17 protein-coding genes and 1 pseudogene are annotated in these 16,609 nt (G+C 61.8%); 9 read left to right on the top strand and 9 right to left on the bottom strand.

Going from position 1 to position 16,609, the window contains the following annotated elements; translation table 11 throughout:
* Positions 1-468: 468 nt before the first annotated feature.
* Positions 469-1,407: a diacylglycerol/lipid kinase family protein gene (locus tag NKJ46_RS10805; RefSeq protein WP_352664731.1), complete on the top strand. Its 939-nt coding sequence runs from the start codon at positions 469-471 to the stop codon at positions 1,405-1,407.
* A 99-nt stretch (positions 1,408-1,506) separates the two neighbouring features.
* On the opposite strand, the gene NKJ46_RS10810 is transcribed toward NKJ46_RS10805, so the two are convergent.
* The 3 genes from NKJ46_RS10810 to NKJ46_RS10820 all read right to left on the bottom strand — a co-directional run bounded on the left by NKJ46_RS10810 (position 1,507) and on the right by NKJ46_RS10820 (position 4,623).
* Positions 1,507-2,718 carry a mandelate racemase/muconate lactonizing enzyme family protein gene (locus NKJ46_RS10810; protein WP_352664733.1) on the bottom strand — a complete coding sequence of 404 codons (1,212 nt, stop codon included), beginning with the start codon at positions 2,716-2,718 and terminating at the stop codon, positions 1,507-1,509.
* Complete coding sequence (locus tag NKJ46_RS10815) at positions 2,715-4,331, bottom strand: GMC family oxidoreductase (RefSeq protein WP_352664735.1); 1,617 nt, start codon at positions 4,329-4,331, stop codon at positions 2,715-2,717. Before NKJ46_RS10815 ends, NKJ46_RS10810 begins: the two co-directional genes overlap by 4 nt.
* Positions 4,332-4,473: 142 nt before the next feature.
* Entirely contained in the window at positions 4,474-4,623 is a 150-nt protein-coding gene (locus NKJ46_RS10820) for a hypothetical protein (RefSeq protein ID WP_352664737.1), read from the bottom strand.
* A 764-nt stretch (positions 4,624-5,387) separates the two neighbouring features.
* On the opposite strand from NKJ46_RS10820, the gene NKJ46_RS10825 reads away from it, so the two are divergent.
* Positions 5,388-6,068, top strand: coding sequence for a hypothetical protein (locus NKJ46_RS10825; protein WP_352664739.1), 681 nt, complete (start codon positions 5,388-5,390; stop codon positions 6,066-6,068).
* Between the two features lie 35 nt (positions 6,069-6,103).
* On the opposite strand, the gene NKJ46_RS10830 is transcribed toward NKJ46_RS10825, so the two are convergent.
* Both NKJ46_RS10830 and NKJ46_RS10835 read right to left on the bottom strand, forming a co-directional pair.
* Complete coding sequence (locus tag NKJ46_RS10830) at positions 6,104-6,688, bottom strand: GNAT family N-acetyltransferase (RefSeq protein ID WP_352664741.1); 585 nt, start codon at positions 6,686-6,688, stop codon at positions 6,104-6,106.
* A 116-nt stretch (positions 6,689-6,804) separates the two neighbouring features.
* Positions 6,805-7,596: an alpha/beta fold hydrolase gene (locus NKJ46_RS10835; protein ID WP_352664743.1), complete on the bottom strand. Its 792-nt coding sequence runs from the start codon at positions 7,594-7,596 to the stop codon at positions 6,805-6,807.
* A gap of 106 nt (positions 7,597-7,702) precedes the next feature.
* On the opposite strand from NKJ46_RS10835, the gene NKJ46_RS10840 reads away from it, so the two are divergent.
* Both NKJ46_RS10840 and NKJ46_RS10845 read left to right on the top strand, forming a co-directional pair.
* Positions 7,703-8,629, top strand: a complete 927-nt coding sequence (locus NKJ46_RS10840) for a LysR family transcriptional regulator (RefSeq protein WP_352664745.1) — start codon at positions 7,703-7,705, stop codon at positions 8,627-8,629.
* Positions 8,630-8,926: 297 nt separating this feature from the next.
* Positions 8,927-9,898 carry an MBL fold metallo-hydrolase gene (locus NKJ46_RS10845; protein WP_352664747.1) on the top strand — a complete coding sequence of 324 codons (972 nt, stop codon included), beginning with the start codon at positions 8,927-8,929 and terminating at the stop codon, positions 9,896-9,898.
* A 165-nt stretch (positions 9,899-10,063) separates the two neighbouring features.
* Here the strand turns inward: NKJ46_RS10845 and NKJ46_RS10850 are convergent, their stop codons facing one another.
* A complete protein-coding gene (locus NKJ46_RS10850; RefSeq protein WP_352664748.1) occupies positions 10,064-10,951 on the bottom strand; it encodes a LysR family transcriptional regulator in 888 nt (295 codons plus the stop codon).
* A gap of 100 nt (positions 10,952-11,051) precedes the next feature.
* On the opposite strand from NKJ46_RS10850, the gene NKJ46_RS10855 reads away from it, so the two are divergent.
* The 3 genes from NKJ46_RS10855 (at position 11,052) to NKJ46_RS10865 (ending at position 13,024) form a co-directional block, all read left to right on the top strand.
* On the top strand, positions 11,052-12,017 hold the full coding sequence (locus NKJ46_RS10855) for an alcohol dehydrogenase catalytic domain-containing protein (protein ID WP_352664750.1): 966 nt from the start codon (positions 11,052-11,054) through the stop codon (positions 12,015-12,017).
* A 150-nt stretch (positions 12,018-12,167) separates the two neighbouring features.
* Entirely contained in the window at positions 12,168-12,563 is a 396-nt protein-coding gene (locus NKJ46_RS10860) for an acyl-CoA thioesterase (RefSeq protein ID WP_023678380.1), read from the top strand.
* Between the two features lie 152 nt (positions 12,564-12,715).
* Positions 12,716-13,024 carry a hypothetical protein gene (locus tag NKJ46_RS10865; RefSeq protein WP_352664752.1) on the top strand — a complete coding sequence of 103 codons (309 nt, stop codon included), beginning with the start codon at positions 12,716-12,718 and terminating at the stop codon, positions 13,022-13,024.
* Positions 13,025-13,073: 49 nt separating this feature from the next.
* Here the strand turns inward: NKJ46_RS10865 and NKJ46_RS10870 are convergent, their stop codons facing one another.
* Positions 13,074-13,442 carry a winged helix-turn-helix transcriptional regulator gene (locus NKJ46_RS10870; protein ID WP_023678378.1) on the bottom strand — a complete coding sequence of 123 codons (369 nt, stop codon included), beginning with the start codon at positions 13,440-13,442 and terminating at the stop codon, positions 13,074-13,076.
* Between the two features lie 91 nt (positions 13,443-13,533).
* On the opposite strand from NKJ46_RS10870, the gene NKJ46_RS10875 reads away from it, so the two are divergent.
* Positions 13,534-14,139, top strand: a complete 606-nt coding sequence (locus NKJ46_RS10875) for an NADPH-dependent FMN reductase (protein WP_023678377.1) — start codon at positions 13,534-13,536, stop codon at positions 14,137-14,139.
* 74 nt (positions 14,140-14,213) lie between these two features.
* Here the strand turns inward: NKJ46_RS10875 and NKJ46_RS10880 are convergent, their stop codons facing one another.
* On the bottom strand, positions 14,214-14,606 hold the full coding sequence (locus NKJ46_RS10880) for a winged helix-turn-helix transcriptional regulator (RefSeq protein ID WP_352664754.1): 393 nt from the start codon (positions 14,604-14,606) through the stop codon (positions 14,214-14,216).
* A 98-nt stretch (positions 14,607-14,704) separates the two neighbouring features.
* On the opposite strand from NKJ46_RS10880, the pseudogene NKJ46_RS10885 reads away from it, so the two are divergent.
* Positions 14,705-15,686: pseudogene (locus tag NKJ46_RS10885) on the top strand (quinone oxidoreductase family protein).
* Between the two features lie 50 nt (positions 15,687-15,736).
* Here NKJ46_RS10885 and NKJ46_RS10890 read toward each other — a convergent pair.
* On the bottom strand, positions 15,737-16,465 hold the full coding sequence (locus NKJ46_RS10890; protein ID WP_352664772.1) for an HAD family acid phosphatase: 729 nt from the start codon (positions 16,463-16,465) through the stop codon (positions 15,737-15,739).
* Positions 16,466-16,609 lie beyond the last annotated feature (144 nt).

Here is a 16,609-nt window from a genome sequence, read left to right on the forward strand (position 1 = left end):
TGCGAGCTTTGCCCAGCGCGCCATCGAAGGTTTTTGCCGTCCTTCATGGCAGCATCGGTCCGCCGTCGGCGTTCGCACGCTTTCCGCGGCCCCGTAGGTCTCGGCGTCCATCCCTCCAACAGGCAAGCCTGTTCTCGTTCAGGGCCGTACGGGCCTCAGGAAATCCGCCGTTCCGCTTTGCCTTTCGGCGTGGCGATCGGTAGCCGCCTGAGATGGGTTTAATGTACGCCGGATAAGCGTTTGGCGAAACCGCCGCGAGCCTGTGGATAGCGGGATTATCGGGGACTGAGTCCGGCACTGGAGCGATTGCCGATCTTCGACGCCCACCGCCTGCCGGCGGCCGGGATTTGGCGTCTCGATGCCGAAACCGCGTTATTGGGCGTTCGTCCCTTGCCCCGCGGGCCGGCGCGGGCTTCAATGCCGGCAAATAATTGGAAGGCGTGTTCGATGGCCTTGGGGAGGGCGGGCTTGAAGGTCGCGGTGGTTCTCAATCCGATCGCCGGCGGCGGCAGGCTCAAGCGGCATTGGCCCGAGGTTGCGGCTTCGCTGAAAAGACATTTCGGCGATTTCGAGCTGCGTGAAACGCAGGCCGAGGGGGACGCCGAACGGCTGGCGCTCGACCTTGCCGCCATCGGCTTCGAGCTGGTGATCGCGGCAGGCGGCGACGGCACTGCCAGCGAGGTCGCCGACGGGCTGCTGAAGGCTTTCCGGGAGAGCGGCCGGACGGCCGAACTCGGGCTGCTGCCTTGCGGCACCGGCATCGACTTCGCCCGCGGGCTCGGCCTGTCGAACAATGTCGATCTGACGCTGAAGCGGATTGCCGAGGCCAAGCCGCGCAAGGTCGATGCCGGCTGCATCAGTTATGTCGACGACCATGGCGCACTGGCCAGCCGCCATTTCATCAACATCGCCAGTCTCGGGCTTTCCGGCGCTACCGACCGCGCGGTCAACGCCGACAAGCGCAAGGGCAAGGTTTCGGCCAGGGCGCTGTTCTACTGGCGCACGGTCTGGGAATTCCTCCGTTACCGCTTCCAGGAGGTTGCGATCACCATCGACGACGGTGCCCCGGTCGAGGCGCGCATGGCACTGGTGGCGGTGGCCAACGGCAAATTCTTCGGCGGCGGCATGATGATTGCGCCCGACGCCGAGCTTGACGACGGCGAGTTCGACATCGTCATCCTGCGCGCCGCCGGCAAGCTGAAGCTGATCTGGGACATCCGCCTGCTCTATGGCGGGCGGCACCGCAACCATCCGGCGATCACCATCCTGCGCGGCAAGAAAGTGGTTGTCGAGCCGCTCGGCGATGTGCAAAAGAACGCCGCGCTGATCGACATAGACGGCGAATCGCCGGGTCGCATACCGGCGACCTTCGAAATCCTGCCCGGCGCATTGACGCTGAGATATTGAATCAAGCCGTTGAGGGATTGATTCAAGTTCTTTCGGCGGTGATTCCTATCCTGCGTCCAACACGTTGAAATCGCGTGATATTGTCGCCCGCTCGACAGGTCACGGCATCAGCGGCGTCTGCATCATCTGCAAATGCAGGTCCTTGCCGGTCCAGGGATGCGCCTCGCAGACGGCTTCGTCGAGCTCGACGCCGAGGCCGGGCTCCTTCGACGGGATGACGTTACCGTCCTGCCATTCGATCTTCTTCTTAAGCAACTTCTCATGAAAACCGTCCCACTGTTTCAGCGATTCCAGAATGAGGAAGTTGGGCAGCGTCACTGCAAGCTGAATGTTGGCGGCGCCGACGATCGGTCCGGAATAACAGTGCGGCGCGACCTGGATGTGATAGGCCTCGGCCATGGCGGCGATCTTCTTGGTTTCGAGAATGCCGCCGGAGCGGCCAAGGTCGGGCTGAAGAATGGTCGCGGCACGGTTCTCGATGACCCGGGCAAATTCGAATTTCGTGGTCAGTCTTTCCCCTGTCGCGATGGGGATCGAAGTGCCCCTTGCGACTTGAGCCATCACTTCGGGCATGTCGGGCGGCACCGGCTCCTCGAACCACAGCGGATCGTAGGGCTCGATGGCGCGGGCGAGGCGCAGCGCACCCGATGCGGTGAACTGGCCGTGCGTGCCGAACAGGATGTCGGCTCTGGTGCCGACCGCCTCGCGGATCGCCTTGACCATGCGGGCGGAGAGGTCGATGTCGACGAGGCGCGGCTGGTGGCCGTCGAAGGCGGTGTAGGGGCCGGCCGGGTCGAGCTTGACGGCGTTGAAACCCTGCTCGACATATTCGAGCGCGCACGCTGCAGCCAGATCGGGATCGTTGTAGACGTTCTTGCCGCGGGCGTCCTCGGAGTGGACGCTGCCGCTGTGCGGGTAGAGGTAGGTATAGGAACGCAGCGTTTCGTGTACCTGGCCGCCAAGCAGCTTGTAGACTGGCTTGCCGGCCTCCTTGCCGATGATGTCCCAGCAGGCGATTTCGAGCGCCGAGAAACAGCCCATGCCCGACACGTCGGGGCGTTGGGTGAAGCCGGATGAATAGGCTCGGCGGAAGAAGTTTTCGACGTCGTGCGGATCGCGGCCGACGAGATAGCGCTCGGCCATGTCCTCAACCATCTTCGCCGTGACATGAGCCGAGAAGGTGGCGTTGTAGGCTTCGCCATAGCCGACGACGCCGCCATCGGTGGTGAGCTTGACGAAGATGAAATACTTGCCGCCGATGCCGGGCGGCGGATTGCCGACAACCCAGGTCTTGACGTCGGTGATTTTCATTTCTGATCCTCCAGAACCAGTTCGGCGCCCTTCCATCCGGTCATGATCGCGGCGGCGTTGGTGTTGCCGGTGATGTTGTCGGGAAAGATCGAGGCGTCGATGACGCGCAGGGATTCGAGGTCGTGCACCTTCAGGCGCGGATCGACGACGGCGCGCGCCGCGTCCGGCCCCATGCGGCAGGTCGAGACCGGGTGATAGACGGTGCCCGAGCGCTTCCTGAAATCCTGAATGAGATCCGCATCGGAGGTGATCGACGGACCCGGCAAAACCTCTTCCTCGATGATCTCCGCCATCGCCGGCATCGAGGCGATCTTCCGGACGAATTTCACCGCCGCCAGCATTTCGGCGACATCCGCCTCGGTCGAAAAGGCGTTGGCGACGATTCTGGGATAGTCGCGCGGATTGGCGGAACGGAGCATGATTTCGCCGCGGCTCGACGGACGGCAATTGGACAGCCCGATGGAAAAGCCCGGCCATGGATCGGGTGTCAGGATTGGCCGTTCGCCGCTCTTTGGAATGACCGTCGAAAACGCCTGGAAATAGAGCTGCATGTTGGGCCGTGCCGCCGCAGGGTCAGTGCGGAAGAAACCGCCGGCATTGTTCATCGACAGCGACAGCGGGCCTGAGCGCAAAAACACGTATTGCATGCCGACCAGCAGCTTGCCCCACCACGGGCGCAGGATCTGGTTGAGCGTCGGCAACCGGCCCTTGAAGGTGTAGTTGATGCCGACATGGTCCTGCAGGTTTGCCCCGACATTTTCGTTGACGTGAACGACAGGAATGCCGAGCGCGCCGAGAAGCGCCGACGGGCCGACACCGGAAAGCTGCAGCAGTTGCGGCGAATTGACCGAACCGCCCGACAGGATGACCTCGCGGCCGGCACGGGCGGTCTTTGTCTCGCCATTCTGGAGATACTCGACACCGACGGCGCGCTTGCCCTCGAACAGGATTTTTGTCGCCAGCGCGTTGATCTCGACGCGGACGTTTTTGCGCTTCATTGCCGGGCGCAGGAAGGCACGCGCCGCCGACATGCGGCGGCCGTTCCTGGTGGTGATCTGGTAGACGCCGACGCCTTCCTGCGAGGCGCCGTTGAAATCCGGGTTGAGCGGCAGGCCGGCCTGGTTGGCGGCGGCGAGATAGCGCTTGGTGAGCGGATGGACGGAGGTCGAGCAGTCGGTGACATGCAGCGGCCCGCCGACGCCGCGCCATTGGTCGGCGCCGGCCTGATTGTCCTCCAGCGCCTTGAACGCGGGCAGCAGGTCGTCGAAGCCCCAGCCGGGATTGCCGGCCGCTGCCCAGGCGTCGAAATCCTCGCGCGCGCCCCTGATCCAGACCATGGCGTTGATCGAACTCGAGCCGCCGAGCAGCTTGCCGCGCGGCCAGTGGTCGGCATTGCCGGCAAGCCCAGGGTCAGGCTCGGCTTTGTAGTTCCAGTTGACCGCCGGGTCGAAGAACGTCTTGCCGTAGCCGAGCGGCATCTGCACGTAGAAGCGACGGTCGCTGCCGCCGGCCTCGAGCACCAGCACCGAGAAGCGGCCGGAAGCCGACAGCCTTTCGGCCAGGACCGAGCCGGCCGAGCCGGAACCGACGATGATGAAGTCATAGGTCTGCATGGCGGCTGCGGCTGGCTCCGGAATTCGGCTCTAACCTAGGCTTCGGCGCGACGCGGCGTCGCCGGGTCTTCCGGCATCCGATGTGAAAAAAGCGACTGGTGATAGTCGGTTTGAATGGCCGCCTGTGGCCTGTTGCCGGAGTTCAGTCGCGTTCGCGCCCACCCGGGTCGAACAGGGCCGCCACCTCGTTGGCTTCTTCCAGCAGGAAAGTGAACACGCTTGGGTAGGATTTGATCGAACCGGACAGAGGATCATCACTCTCCCAGCGAAAGACCCTCCCTTCCGAATTCATGCAAAATCTCCGTTGTCCCCTAGCGCACCAATAAAGAGAACATCGTCTGGTGCATTGCTTGGCGGTCTCTCTATATTCGGTTCCAGTATGGAGAATGGTTGTTGACCTGCCTCCACCAAATTTGTGCGTGACCAGCTACGTCGCAGCCCATATACGCTTATACAATTCGCAAACAGACCCATCCCGTTGTGAAGCATGAGAAAACAACGGAAATTATCTGGAAGTCGATGCGAAAGTTCAAACTCAAGCTGCTTAATTCCGATGGCGCCAAGTGGCGCATACAGCTGATGCAAATGCGCTTGAGGCGCTCGATGTGGGGTATGGCCAATCCACTCCGTTCCATCCGGATAGGTCTTCTGCCCGAGGCGTTTCCATTTATCGACTAGGGTTCGGAGCTCTCTGTATGCACGAGCGTCTTCATTGCTTGACCATTCTTCCTGCGAACGCATTGTCCCTAATAGCTCCATTTACCCACTTTGACGGGTTCCTAGGGTCTACCTTGTCAACCTGACCTATCACATCGAAAACAACGGGCGAACATCACAGAGTTGGTAATCACGCCCGACGGTGACTTTCGCGCCTACAACTAGGGTTGCCAGCCAGTTCGTTCGGCCGGAGACGTGAGACTTGCCAAGCTGCGATCCGCTGCGGAAGTCCAGCTGTTGCAATGTCGGTGAGCCTCGCTACGGCTTTGATTGATCTGTTTGCGTTCAGTAATGTTCGCCGGTGACGCTCAACATTACGATTGCCGTTGAAGAGGTTAGATGTTCTCCAGCTTGATCGAAAGATTTCGTCGGCAGCCAGACCTCGGTCGTGCGCCTCAGCGTGGTAAAGCGTTGGGCGACATTGCCGCTGGAGCATTGGAAGGCGGCTTGGCATCCGATTTTCAACGAGTAGGGGATTTGTTCTGGGTTGGCAGTCCGACAAATCATATACGCTATCTGCTGAAATTTCAGGCGTTGAAAGGCATGACCTTCTCCGCGTGTTGGGGCGTCTCGATCGACTTTGTACCAATTTTCAAAGGCGGAAGCCTCCGGTGGAAAAGAACGGCGAAGTCAGCGAATTTTGACCTTTGCATTGACCCGATTGATTCATCGGGCCGGATTCCCAACTGGTGCTCATTCTATAGTAACGATAGCGCCTATCAGGTTGAACGCGCCACTTTGGCGGCGCTCAATGCTGCCCAGCAGGACTGGTCCAGAATCACCGAACTAAAGGACGTTGCTGCTAGTTTCGAACAACGATCCAAGATGAAATTTCGACGTTTTTCGTTGGAAAACTATGTGCAAACAGACCTCGCCTGGGGCTTGGCCCTTGTTGCCGTTGGAGACGCGGATCGGGGCCAGCATCACATCGACGCATTTTGTGAGCAATTTGCCGTTGCGCCGGAGACGACCATCCTCGCAAAAGCGAGAAGCGAAGCGGGCGCAATAGCGGCTGGATGACAACTTGCCACCCGTAGCCGAACTTCAAGCTGCGATCACAGGCGATGATCGGCAATCTGCTTGAATTCATAGCGCATGATCGGGCGGGCCGGCGTCCTGCGGGCAACGACCTTGAACCCGGCGCGCGCGAAGGTGGAGGCATATCCGCTGCCGGAAGCGCTCGGCGACACGTCGGCGTCGAAAGGATAGGCTTCGAGTGCCGGAGCATTTGCGCGCCTTGCGACTTCCAGAGCCTGTGCAATCAGCTGGGATGTTACGCCCCGCCGGCGGTATTGTTTTCGCACGTAGAGGCAGGACACGGACCAGACCGGCCTGTCGTCCACGCGCTTGAGCTGCCACAGCCGATCGAGCCAGGGCAGGGCATCTCGCGGTGTCACCTGGCACCAGCCGACAGCCACATCGCCGTCGAAAGCAAGCAAACCCGGAGGCGGACCATGCTGGACGGCTTGCCGGAACGCTGCCTTGTTTTCCTCGCCGGGCCGCTTTCGATAAGAACCACCGATCCGCCCGTACATACACCAACAACGACTGCACACGGCGCTGTCACCGAACAGGTCCTCGAGCGCCGGCCACAGATCGGGCGTCAGTGGGCGAATGCTGAGTTCCATGTCAGCCGTCATTCGCTATCGATGTTGCCCAGTCTAGCCTGCACTGCGCGCTAGCGCATCATAGGTTGCGGTCGATGCGGGGGATGTTCGAAACGGGCATTCACTCAGCATCCCCGCCGTGCTCCGGCTCAGCGCAGAAAACCGAGCACGGCCTCCATGAATTCGGCAGGGTACTCGACGTTCGACAAGTGGACCGCGGGCAGGACAACCAGTTTTGCGCCGGGCGCCGTCGCCGCGATCAGCTCGCTGTGGCTGGCGGCTGTCACCGTGTCGTGGCGGCCGGCGATCACCAGCGTTGGCCTGGAAATCAGCGCTACGGTTCGGCGAAGATCCACATCGCGAACCGCCGCGAACAGGCCAGCCAAGCCTTGCCGGTCGATGGCCAGCAGCATGGCGCGGAATTCTTCGATGACGGGCTCGTTGGCCGCCAGCATACGCGCAGGAAACCAGTTGCCCAGGAACATCTCGGCGGTTTCCGACATGTCCGGCGCCTGCAGCACGGCGGCAATCCGCTCGTCAAACTGCTTTGCCGGTCCGAGATAGGACGAGGTGTTGCTCAGGATCAAGCGCTCGATCCGCTCGGGCGCGTGGATGCCGAGCCACTGCCCGACGAAGCCGCCCAACGACAGACCGAGGAAGTGAACGCGTTCAATGCCCAGGGCATCGAGCAACTCGATCACGTCGCGGCCAAGCCGGTCGAGCGAATAAGCGCCGGCCGGAACGCTCGACCCTCCGTGGCCGCGAAAATCATAACGCAGAACACGGAAATGCTTCGACAACTCGTCGACCTGCATGTCCCACATCCGCAGTGTGGTGGCGATGGAATTCGACAGCATCAGCACGGGTTTCCCGGCGTTGGCGTCGATGCGGTAGGCGATGCGTGTGCCATCGCCGACGGTCACGAAATCCAGCTCATTCATGGTGAATACACCTTCCTTCTTGAAGCGTTGAATGTGGCAAAGCCTAGCTGTGGCGTGCTTTTGATGATATTACAAAGATAGGACGATCTCTGTAATAGAAGCTGACATGGCCGAATTCACCCTGCACGACCTGCAATGCTTCGATGCCGTGGTCCGCTGCGGCGGCTTCCAGCCTGCGGCGGCCATGCTGCATCGCTCGCATCCGGCGGTGTTCGCCGCCGTTGCAAAGCTGGAGCGGCAACTCGACCTCGTCCTTTTGGATCGCAGCGGCTATCGCGTGCGCCCCACCGAGGCAGGGCTGTCGTTCCATCGCAGGGCACAATCGCTGCTGCGCGAGCTGGAAGGTTTGCGGCTTCATGCTGCTCAGCTGTCAATGGGCGAAGAAAGCGAGATCCATGTGGTGATCGGCGACCTTTGCCCGCGCCCGCAGGCACTGGGCATGCTCGGACGGTTCTTCGCCCAGTGCCCGGGCACACGCCTGCATCTGCACTTCGAGGCGGTGGGCGGGCCGTGGGAGCGCCTCTTCGATGACGAAGCCGATTTGATCCTGCACTGGATCGACAAGAGCGATCCGCGGGTGGAATGGATCGATCTGTGCAAGGTGCCATTCGTCCCAGTTGTGGCGTCGGGCTTTCTGCCGGAGCGCATCAAGCACCCCATCACGCCGGATCAGATGCACGCGTTCACCCAATGTGTCATGCGCGACACGGCCCGCCATTCACCGCAACAAGACTACTTCATGATCGAGGGTGCGCCTCAATGCATGGTGGCCGATCAGGGCATGAAGAAGGAAATCATCCTGCAGGGCCTCGGATGGGGCCACATGCCCCGCTTCCTGATCGAGGAGGAACTGCGCGACGGACGCCTGCAATCCATTGCCGGCCGTCATCTGCCAGGCCGCACCGAGGAGTTGGTGGTGGCGCGCCGCCGCGACCGGCCGCACGGGCCGATCTCGAACCGTCTGTGGGACTATATCGAGCAAGAGGCGCCGAAATTGCGCCGGGCGCTCGAACCTCGGAAGCCTGTCCAGTAGGCCAAGCCAGGGCTCGGCATCGAGTGAGTTCTTCGAGGCCGCTTAGCGCACGGGCAAACCAGCGGCCTTACCCGCTTAAGTTCACTGCTGCACAATATGCAGCAGTGAACTGCATCCCATCGCTATTCCCGCTGTTTATGAGGCGCCTTATTGATGTCGCAAGGAGTTCGCCATGAACCGCGTTAACCCGCCCGAAGATTTCCATTTCCCGCGGGGTAGTCCAACGGTCGGCATCCGCCCCTGGCAGCGATCCCGTAGCCTGCGCCTAGCTTCGTCTACAATTCGAAGGACAAGACCATGAATATCGACCGTCGAACGTTCGGCCTCGGCACTCTTAGCGCCGGCGCCCTGCTACTTTCCCCGATCAGCCTCTTTGGGAGCAACGCTGCGGCTATCGCCGCCCCGTCTCCGGCTTCGCTTGCGAGCGCCCACAGGTTCATGCTCGGCAACCTCGAGATCACGGCACTGAGCGACGGCTACCTCAATCTCGGCCTAGAACTCTTCCCTTCCGCAGATCCGGCTGCCGCTGAAGCGCTGCTGGCAAAGGCATTCCTGCCAAAACTACTCCCGACCTCGGTCAATGCTTACCTTGTCACCAGGGGCGACAGACGGGTGCTGATCGATACCGGCACGGCATCGGCGATGGGGCCCATACTGGGACATCTACCTGAGGCACTCGCCACCGCCGGCGTCAGGCCGGAAGAAATCGACACGGTAATCATCACCCACCTCCATCCCGACCATGCCAACGGCCTTGTTGGTAGTGGCGGCACGGCCGCCTTCCCGGCAGCGGAGGTCGTGGTTGCCATGCCGGAATTCGCTTTCTGGCACGATGACGGGATCCTATCCAAGGCGCCCGACCGGATGAAGCCGTACTTCGAAATAGCGCGCAAATCGCTGGTGCCTTACCATGGCAAGATCCGGAAGATCGAAGGTGAGGTCGAGATCGCGCCCGGGATCACCGCATTGCCTGCGCCTGGACACACGCCGGGGCATCTCGCGCTTCGAATTGGCTCTGGTGACGCCAACCTGCTGCTCTTGACTGACGTAATCCACGCCTCCGCGCTGCAATTTGCGCATCCGGAATGGGCAATCGCCTTCGATGTGGACCAGGAGGCTGCAATCGCCACACGCAAGAAGGTGCTCGACATGGTGTCTGCGGATGGCCTGCTCGTCGCAGGCATGCACCTACCGTTCCCGGGCATCGGTCATGTTATCCGCGAAGGCAACGCCTACGCCTACGTCCCGACGCCCTGGCCCGCTTTGTGAACGGGACGGTTCCGGTCTAAAGCGCGTCGCCTCGACCGGCCTCATGCGACGCGCTTTAGGTTGTTGTTTTATGCATGTCGTTATCGCAAAACCGCCGCACACTTTTGCGCGACGTGCGTTAAGTTTATTGCCGACCATGACTTGGTTATGCAGTGAAAGCAAAATCTACGTCCCGGAAATTCGATTGGCGAGCAGCAACTGGCGTACGGCGGGAGCAGGATTGTGCTTTCTCCAGGCGAGCCAGAAGTCGATGGTGTGCGGCCACCACGACAAATATCGGAACTTGACGCCGGGAACCTGAGCCCGCGTGGCGCTCTCAGGGACGAAGCCTCGTCCCACACCCGCCTCGACCAGGCCAAGCATCGCCGACAGTTGAGACACTTCGTAACGGATTTCTGGCCGAAACCCAGCCCTGGCGCATTGTTGTGCAAACCGTCCTTGCCATGCTGCGTCTCCTTCCCGAGGCACCACGACCCATGCCACCCCATCCAGATGGGCTGGCCTTATCTGCCGCTTTAAGGCCAATTTGTCATCCGCCGGCAGTGCCAGCAGCAGGTGATCCGCTAGAAGCCGATGAATCACAACGTCGTCGTGTTCGGCGCGTGGCGTATAAATGATCCCGGCATCGATCACCCCATCTGCAAGCGCCGCAAGCTGCATCTCAGTGCTAAGTGGCATAAGCTCCACCGCGAGCGAGGGGCATTGCGCGCGGAGTTCCCGAAGATGCTTCGACAGCAGGCCTCCTTGCATCGCTCCATCGACATATCCAACCCGGATCCGCCCCTGCTCTCCTGATGACAGCGACTGGGCGCGCCGCCTGAAGCCGTCCACTCGACTGAGGATGGTCTTCGCATCGCCCAAGAGCAGTTCACCGACCGGTGTCAAGGTCAAGCGCTGCTTCTGCCGCCAGAACAAGTCGACGCCCAGTTCAGTTTCGAATTCGCGAATAGCTCTGCTCAGCGGCGGTTGCGATATGCGCAGCCGCTGCGCGGCCCTCGTCACCAGTTCGCTCTCTGCAACCGCAACGAAATATCTCAGGTGTCGCAGGTCCATCTCATACCCTTTTGGTCTGACCTTATATGAACAATGTCCTTTTCGGTATCGATATTGCCTGCTTATGGTTGCGAGCGAAAGATTGGGAAAGGAGATATTTGTGAAGGCGATCGTGTTTGAGCAGTCCGGCGCCGCCGAAGATGTTCTACGCTTTCGAGAGGTGCCCAAGCCCGCCTGCGGTCCTCGCCAAGTGCTGCTGCGCGTGTCCGCCCGGGTAATCCAACCGGCCGATCGGCTATTCATTGCCGGCAAGTACGTGACCCAGCCCGTCTATCCGCAGGTCGCGGGTTACGACGGTGCTGGCATCGTCGAGCAGGTGGGCGAAGAGGTTCGCGAGCTCGACGTCGGTCGCCGCGTAGCATTTCGCAGCCCGGGAGCATGGGCCGAGCACGCTGCCGTGCCGGTCGAGCACGTGCATCCGGTTCCGCTCGAACTCAGCGAAAGCCTTAGTGACGAGCTAGTCTGTCAGTTTCCACTCAACCCGCTCACCGCCTGGGGCCTTCTGGATCTGGCGCCGACGGCGCCTGCCCATCGGGTTCTACTCACAGCAGCGCGCTCCGCGGTTGCCGCCGTTGCCGATCAACTGGCGCGCAAGCGCGGCATGATTGTCGAACGTCTTGTGCGCGAAAAAGAATCCTATCGTCTCCTTGATGCCCAATTCCAGGTCATCGGATCCGGTGCCACTGTTGCAGCAGCGCTGAGCACCGCGGAGCCATACCATCTGGTGCTTGATCCCGTCGGCGGCCCCGATACGGTCTCACTTATCGAGCGCATCTCGCCGGGCGGAAGCCTGTTCTCCTATGGCGTTCTCGACGATCGCTCGTTCGAAGTTAAGGCCTCCATGTTGCTTTACAAGTCCTTGCGCTGGTGCGGCTTCGCGCTCAGTGGCTGGCAGCGCAGCGCCAGCCGGGAGACGCTTGCCAACGCCGCACGCGAATGTTGGGCGCTGCTCGCCGAACATCCCGGCACGCTGCCGGTAATTGCCCGGTATGGCCTGGAAAATTTCAGTTTCGCGCTCGAACATGCGGCGAGATCCGCAGGCGAGGGCAAGGTGGTGCTGATCTGATCTCGAAAGCAGCCAAGTCGAACTCTGTTGTAGATATTGGCCCGTGGCGGCTCGGCCTTCGCCATCGGGCCGCGACCTGTTCAATGGCGCGTTGACCTGTCCGTGCCGTGACGGTACGGGATCGGGACAATCGGTTCGAGAGGATTGGCCATGGTGCATTACGCGGACGGGCGGCCGATCGGCGATCTTACGCTCAGGACGCTGGCCATGCCTTCCGACGCCAATGCGGCAGGCGACATTTTTGGCGGCTGGGTGATGGCGCAGATGGATCTCGCCTGCGGCATCCGCGCCGCCGAGCGCGCCAAGGGCCGCGTGGTGACGGCGGCGGTGAAGGAAATGTCCTTCGCCAAGCCGATGAAGATCGGCGACACGCTGTGCATCTATACGCATGTCGAACGCGTCGGCCGCACCTCGATGACGCTCAAGGTCGAGGCCTGGGCGCAGCGCTATCTCTCCGACCTGATGGAGAAGGTCACCCATGCCGACTTCGTCATGGTGGCGCTGGACGGCGAAGGCAAGCCGAAGGCAGTTCCGGCGGAAGGCTGACCGGCCTGATTCCAGAAGACGGATATAAACAGCCGTCTCTCCCGCGCGGGGGATGCGGGCAGCGATCCCGCGTGGTCTTTGACTAACGGGTTCCCGCATGCGCCTGCAGCGCGACCGGCGGGATATTGGGAGGAAAGACAATGCGTCAACACATGCTGAACGCTGCCCTGGCGGGTGCCTTTGCAGCCTTGCTCTGCCTGTCGTCCGCGAGCGCTTTTGCCGAGGTCAAAAAAGGCGATCCAGGCGCTACCTGTACGTCGGAAAACCGCACCATCAACGGGCAGGCGGCCAAGTGCGAGATCTGCTCGGCGACGAAATGCGATACCAGCGGCACGACGGTGAGCAATTGCCGCAAGGAGACGACCACGACCTGTACGATTGGCGGGAGGGTGGTCAGTCCCAACCCGAAATGGAACCGGATCGAGAAGCTGCCGAAGAGCAAGATGCAGTTACAGCAGTAGGGCTCGTCCGGAGGATTCCGACAGGTTCAAACCCTTGCAGCGCAAGGGTTCAGCTGTGCATGGCGTCGAATTTTTCGCGCGCCGCCTTGACGCGCTCTGTGTTCTTGCGCGCCCATTCGCCGAGCGCATCGACCGGCACAAGCAGCTCGTAGCCAAGATCGGTCAATTCGTAGTCGACCCGCGGCGGGATGGTCGGGAATACCGTGCGGGTGACGAAGCCGTCGCGCTCGAGCCCGCGCAAGGTCGTGGTCAGCATCTTTTGCGAAATGCCGCCGACGGCGCTGCGCAGCTCGTTGAAACGCAGCGGCCCGTTGCCGAGCTTGCCGACGACGAGCACCGTCCATTTGTCGCCGACACGTTGCAGGATTTCCGAGATGGCGCGGCAGTCCTCGGTGCGGTGCGGGTGCCTTGGTAACAAAAAAGTGCCTCCTTGCACATTGAGGTGCCAGTTACTCATATAGCTCAGGTATCTAAACGATACCAGTATTCCCGTAAGGAGAGCCCCCTCTATGTCAAAACCCAAAATCGCCATCATCATTGGTTCGACCCGCGCGGCCCGCTTTGCCGACGTCCCGACCCAATGGATTGCCAAGATCGCCAAGTCGCACGCCGACATCGACGTTGAAGTCGTCGACCTGCGCGATTTCCCGCTGCCGTTCTTCGATGAGGTCGCATCCTCCGCCTGGGTGCCGTCGCAGAACGAAGTGGCGCAGCGCTGGCAAAAGAAGGTCGCCGGATTCGACGGCTTCATCTTCACCGCCGCCGAATACAATCATGGCCCGACGGCCGTGCTGAAGAACGCAATCGACTACGCCGCCAACGAGTGGAACAAGAAGCCGGCCGGCTTCGTCGGCTATGGCAGCGTCGGTGGCGCGCGCGCGGTCGAGCAGCTGAGGCTGCATGCGGTCGAGCTGCAGATGGCGCCGGTGAAGTCCGCCGTACACATCGCCTGGGCCGATTTCCTTGCTGTCAAGCAAGGCGACAAGAAGCTCGACGAGTTCGAGCACCTCAACCAGGCGGCAACCGCGCTGGTCAACGACATTGCATGGTGGGCCAGGGTGCTGAAGACGGCGCGTCAGGCCGATGCCGTCGCCGAGGAAGTCAAAGCGGCCTGAGCACAGGTTCGAACAGTCCTCCCAAGGATTAATTCTCCCAAGCATTGGGGCGGCGCATGCGCCGCCCTTTTTGTTCACACGGCATGGGCGTCCTGCGTTTGCCGTGGCCTGATGATGCAATCGGCAAGGCGGTCCATCTCGTTCAGCTCGTCGGCGTGATGCTGGCCCCACTGGCAAAGTGCCAGCAGGATCGGCTCGAGGCTGAGGCCGAGCCGCGTCGCCGAATATTCGACGCGCGAGGGGATCTCGGCAAAGATCTCGCGGCGCACGAGGCCGTGCTCTTCCATTTCGCGAAGCTGCTGGATCAGCACTTTCTGGGTGATATCGGGCATCAGCGCCTGCAGCGCCGACAGCCGCCGCGGCCCGTCGAAGAGATGGTACAGGATGACCGCCTTCCAGCGGCCCGAAATCACTTTAAGCGCGCGCTCTGCCGGCAGCATCGGCAGTCTCTTGATCAGCTTGGCCATGGTCACCTCCCGGTCAGCAGCCGACAAATCGGTGTGTAGTCGAAGCCAGGCAGATAGTGGCAAACAGCGGCCGATGCCAACAGCGATCGGTGCATGCGATGAGAGCCATTCAACTGAGCCGCTTCGGCGGGCCTGACGTTCTCGACATAGTCGCGGTGCCGAAGCCTGAGCCGCAAGCCGGCGAGGTCCTGGTCCGCGTTCATGCGGCCGGGGTGAATTTCTTCGAAGTGCTGATGCGCGCGGATCGCTATGCGGTGACGCCGCAACTGCCGATGATCCCTGGCGTCGAGGCCGCCGGGATCGTCGAGGCGCTCGGGCATGGGGTGGAGGCTTCCTTGCTCGGCATGCGCGTCGCCGCGCCGTTGTTCGCCTCGAGCCGCCCGTTTGGCGGCTATGCCGAGTATGTGACGATCGACGCAAGCCTGGCCGTGCCGCTGCCGCATGCGCTGTCGTTCGAAGACGCGACGGCATTGATGGTGCAAGGGCTGACGGCGCTGCATCTATCGCGGCAAAGCCCGCCGGCCGGCAAATCGGTGCTGGTCGCGGCTGCCGCGGGCGGCGTCGGTTCGTTGCTTGTCCAGCTTGCCAAGTGCGCCGGCGCGAGCCGCGTCATCGCGGCTGCAGGCAGCAAGGCCAAGCTCGACCTTGCTTTGTCGCTGGGGGCCGACGCTGCCGTCGACTACAGCAAGACGGATTGGCCGGAGCACGTCCGGGCAGCGGCAGGCGGCGCCGGCGTCGACATCATCTACGACATCGTCGGCGGCCCGCTGACGGCGGCCGCGCTCGGGGCCCTTGCGCCTTGTGGAGAGCTGGTATTTGCCGCACTGGGGAGATACAGGCTCGGCGCCCCGCAGATGGAGGCGATGATCGGCCGCAACCAGTCGCTGAGGGGTTTTGCCCTGCTGCCGTTGCTGTCTCCAGACGTCCTCCGTGACGGCCTTTTGGAGCTTTTTCGATCTGGCCGCGAGCGGTGAGCTCAAGGTGACCAACGGCGGCCGCTTCCCGCTCGACCAGGCCACCCACGCGCATCGCCTGCTGGAGGAGCGCGGCGCGACCGGCAAGGTAGTCTTGATACCTTAGCGTGGTGCTCCGCAAGGATCCGAGGATCCGGGCTTGTGCCGTTCCGGCCGTCAGCGAACTCGGTAGAACGGATTAGGCAGCAGGAACAGCTTCTCGGCATGCCCGCCGAACAGGTCGGATGGCTGGTCACCGACATTGGCAATTATCGTGTAGCCGGCCTTTTCGATTTCGGCCCTTATGGGTGCCTTGAAATCTGCGGCGGAGCCGTATTTGGCCCCAGGCTGGACCATGTAAAGTTGCTCATAGCCGGCATAACCGGCCGACTGCAGGTTCTGTTCGGTTGCCTGACGCTGGTCCTCCGGACGTCCGGTGATGAAGAACACTGTGACTTTCGCCGTTTGCGCCTGCCGGAAAACCTCCAGCACAGGGTCGATAGCCGGATCCTTCGCAAGCTGGTCCCAGGCGGCCCAGCCACAGGGACCGTCGATTGCGATGTCGCAGGCGCCGCCGATCGGGCGGCCGAAATTATCACGTGTGATCACTTCCCAGTTGGCCAAAGCCGTCTCGTCGATGTCGAGCACCAGTGCTGGGCGACGCACCTCCATTGCGCGCTTGACGACCCAGTCGCCGGCCTGCTTCGCCACTGCGGCAAGGTCGCGATCATAGTCGCCGGAATCATGATAATTGGCGGCCGCCAGCATCGCATCGCCGACATTGGCTGGCTGGGACGGGCTTGTGAGAAGGAGCGAGTCGGAACGCGCCGGCCAAGGAACATTTGTGCCAATCATCAGCACGATTGCCCCGGCACGCGCAATTCTATTCCAGCCAATCGCCCGCATCACGAGACTTTGCTGTCACGAGAAGTCGGCTGTCAAGCGAGGTCTTCCACGGTAGTGTCTCAGTCGTCTAATCGCGGACCAAAATGCAAGCCCAAATTTGTATTGAGGCGTCGTTTGCCGGGAGCACGGTCGTCTTCGCGGTCG

The sequence above is a fragment of the Mesorhizobium sp. M0166 genome (assembly GCF_040322255.1).
In the GTDB taxonomy this organism is placed as follows: domain Bacteria; phylum Pseudomonadota; class Alphaproteobacteria; order Rhizobiales; family Rhizobiaceae; genus Mesorhizobium.

Bases quoted from the DNA above. Each gene is read 5' to 3' on its own strand.
- NKJ46_RS10850 (WP_352664748.1), bottom strand. From the start codon at position 10,951: ATGGACCTGCGACACCTGAGATATTTCGTTGCGGTTGCAGAGAGCGAA.
- NKJ46_RS10860 (WP_023678380.1), top strand. From the start codon at position 12,168: ATGGTGCATTACGCGGACGGGCGGCCGATCGGCGATCTTACGCTCAGG.
- NKJ46_RS10830 (WP_352664741.1), bottom strand. From the start codon at position 6,688: ATGACGGCTGACATGGAACTCAGCATTCGCCCACTGACGCCCGATCTG.
- NKJ46_RS10890 (WP_352664772.1), bottom strand. From the start codon at position 16,465: ATGCGGGCGATTGGCTGGAATAGAATTGCGCGTGCCGGGGCAATCGTG.
- NKJ46_RS10865 (WP_352664752.1), top strand. From the start codon at position 12,716: ATGCTGAACGCTGCCCTGGCGGGTGCCTTTGCAGCCTTGCTCTGCCTG.
- NKJ46_RS10820 (WP_352664737.1), bottom strand. From the start codon at position 4,623: ATGAATTCGGAAGGGAGGGTCTTTCGCTGGGAGAGTGATGATCCTCTG.
- NKJ46_RS10825 (WP_352664739.1), top strand. From the start codon at position 5,388: ATGTTCTCCAGCTTGATCGAAAGATTTCGTCGGCAGCCAGACCTCGGT.
- NKJ46_RS10815 (WP_352664735.1), bottom strand. From the start codon at position 4,331: ATGCAGACCTATGACTTCATCATCGTCGGTTCCGGCTCGGCCGGCTCG.
- NKJ46_RS10880 (WP_352664754.1), bottom strand. From the start codon at position 14,606: ATGGCCAAGCTGATCAAGAGACTGCCGATGCTGCCGGCAGAGCGCGCG.
- NKJ46_RS10845 (WP_352664747.1), top strand. From the start codon at position 8,927: ATGAATATCGACCGTCGAACGTTCGGCCTCGGCACTCTTAGCGCCGGC.
- NKJ46_RS10810 (WP_352664733.1), bottom strand. From the start codon at position 2,718: ATGAAAATCACCGACGTCAAGACCTGGGTTGTCGGCAATCCGCCGCCC.
- NKJ46_RS10840 (WP_352664745.1), top strand. From the start codon at position 7,703: ATGGCCGAATTCACCCTGCACGACCTGCAATGCTTCGATGCCGTGGTC.
- NKJ46_RS10835 (WP_352664743.1), bottom strand. From the start codon at position 7,596: ATGAATGAGCTGGATTTCGTGACCGTCGGCGATGGCACACGCATCGCC.
- NKJ46_RS10875 (WP_023678377.1), top strand. From the start codon at position 13,534: ATGTCAAAACCCAAAATCGCCATCATCATTGGTTCGACCCGCGCGGCC.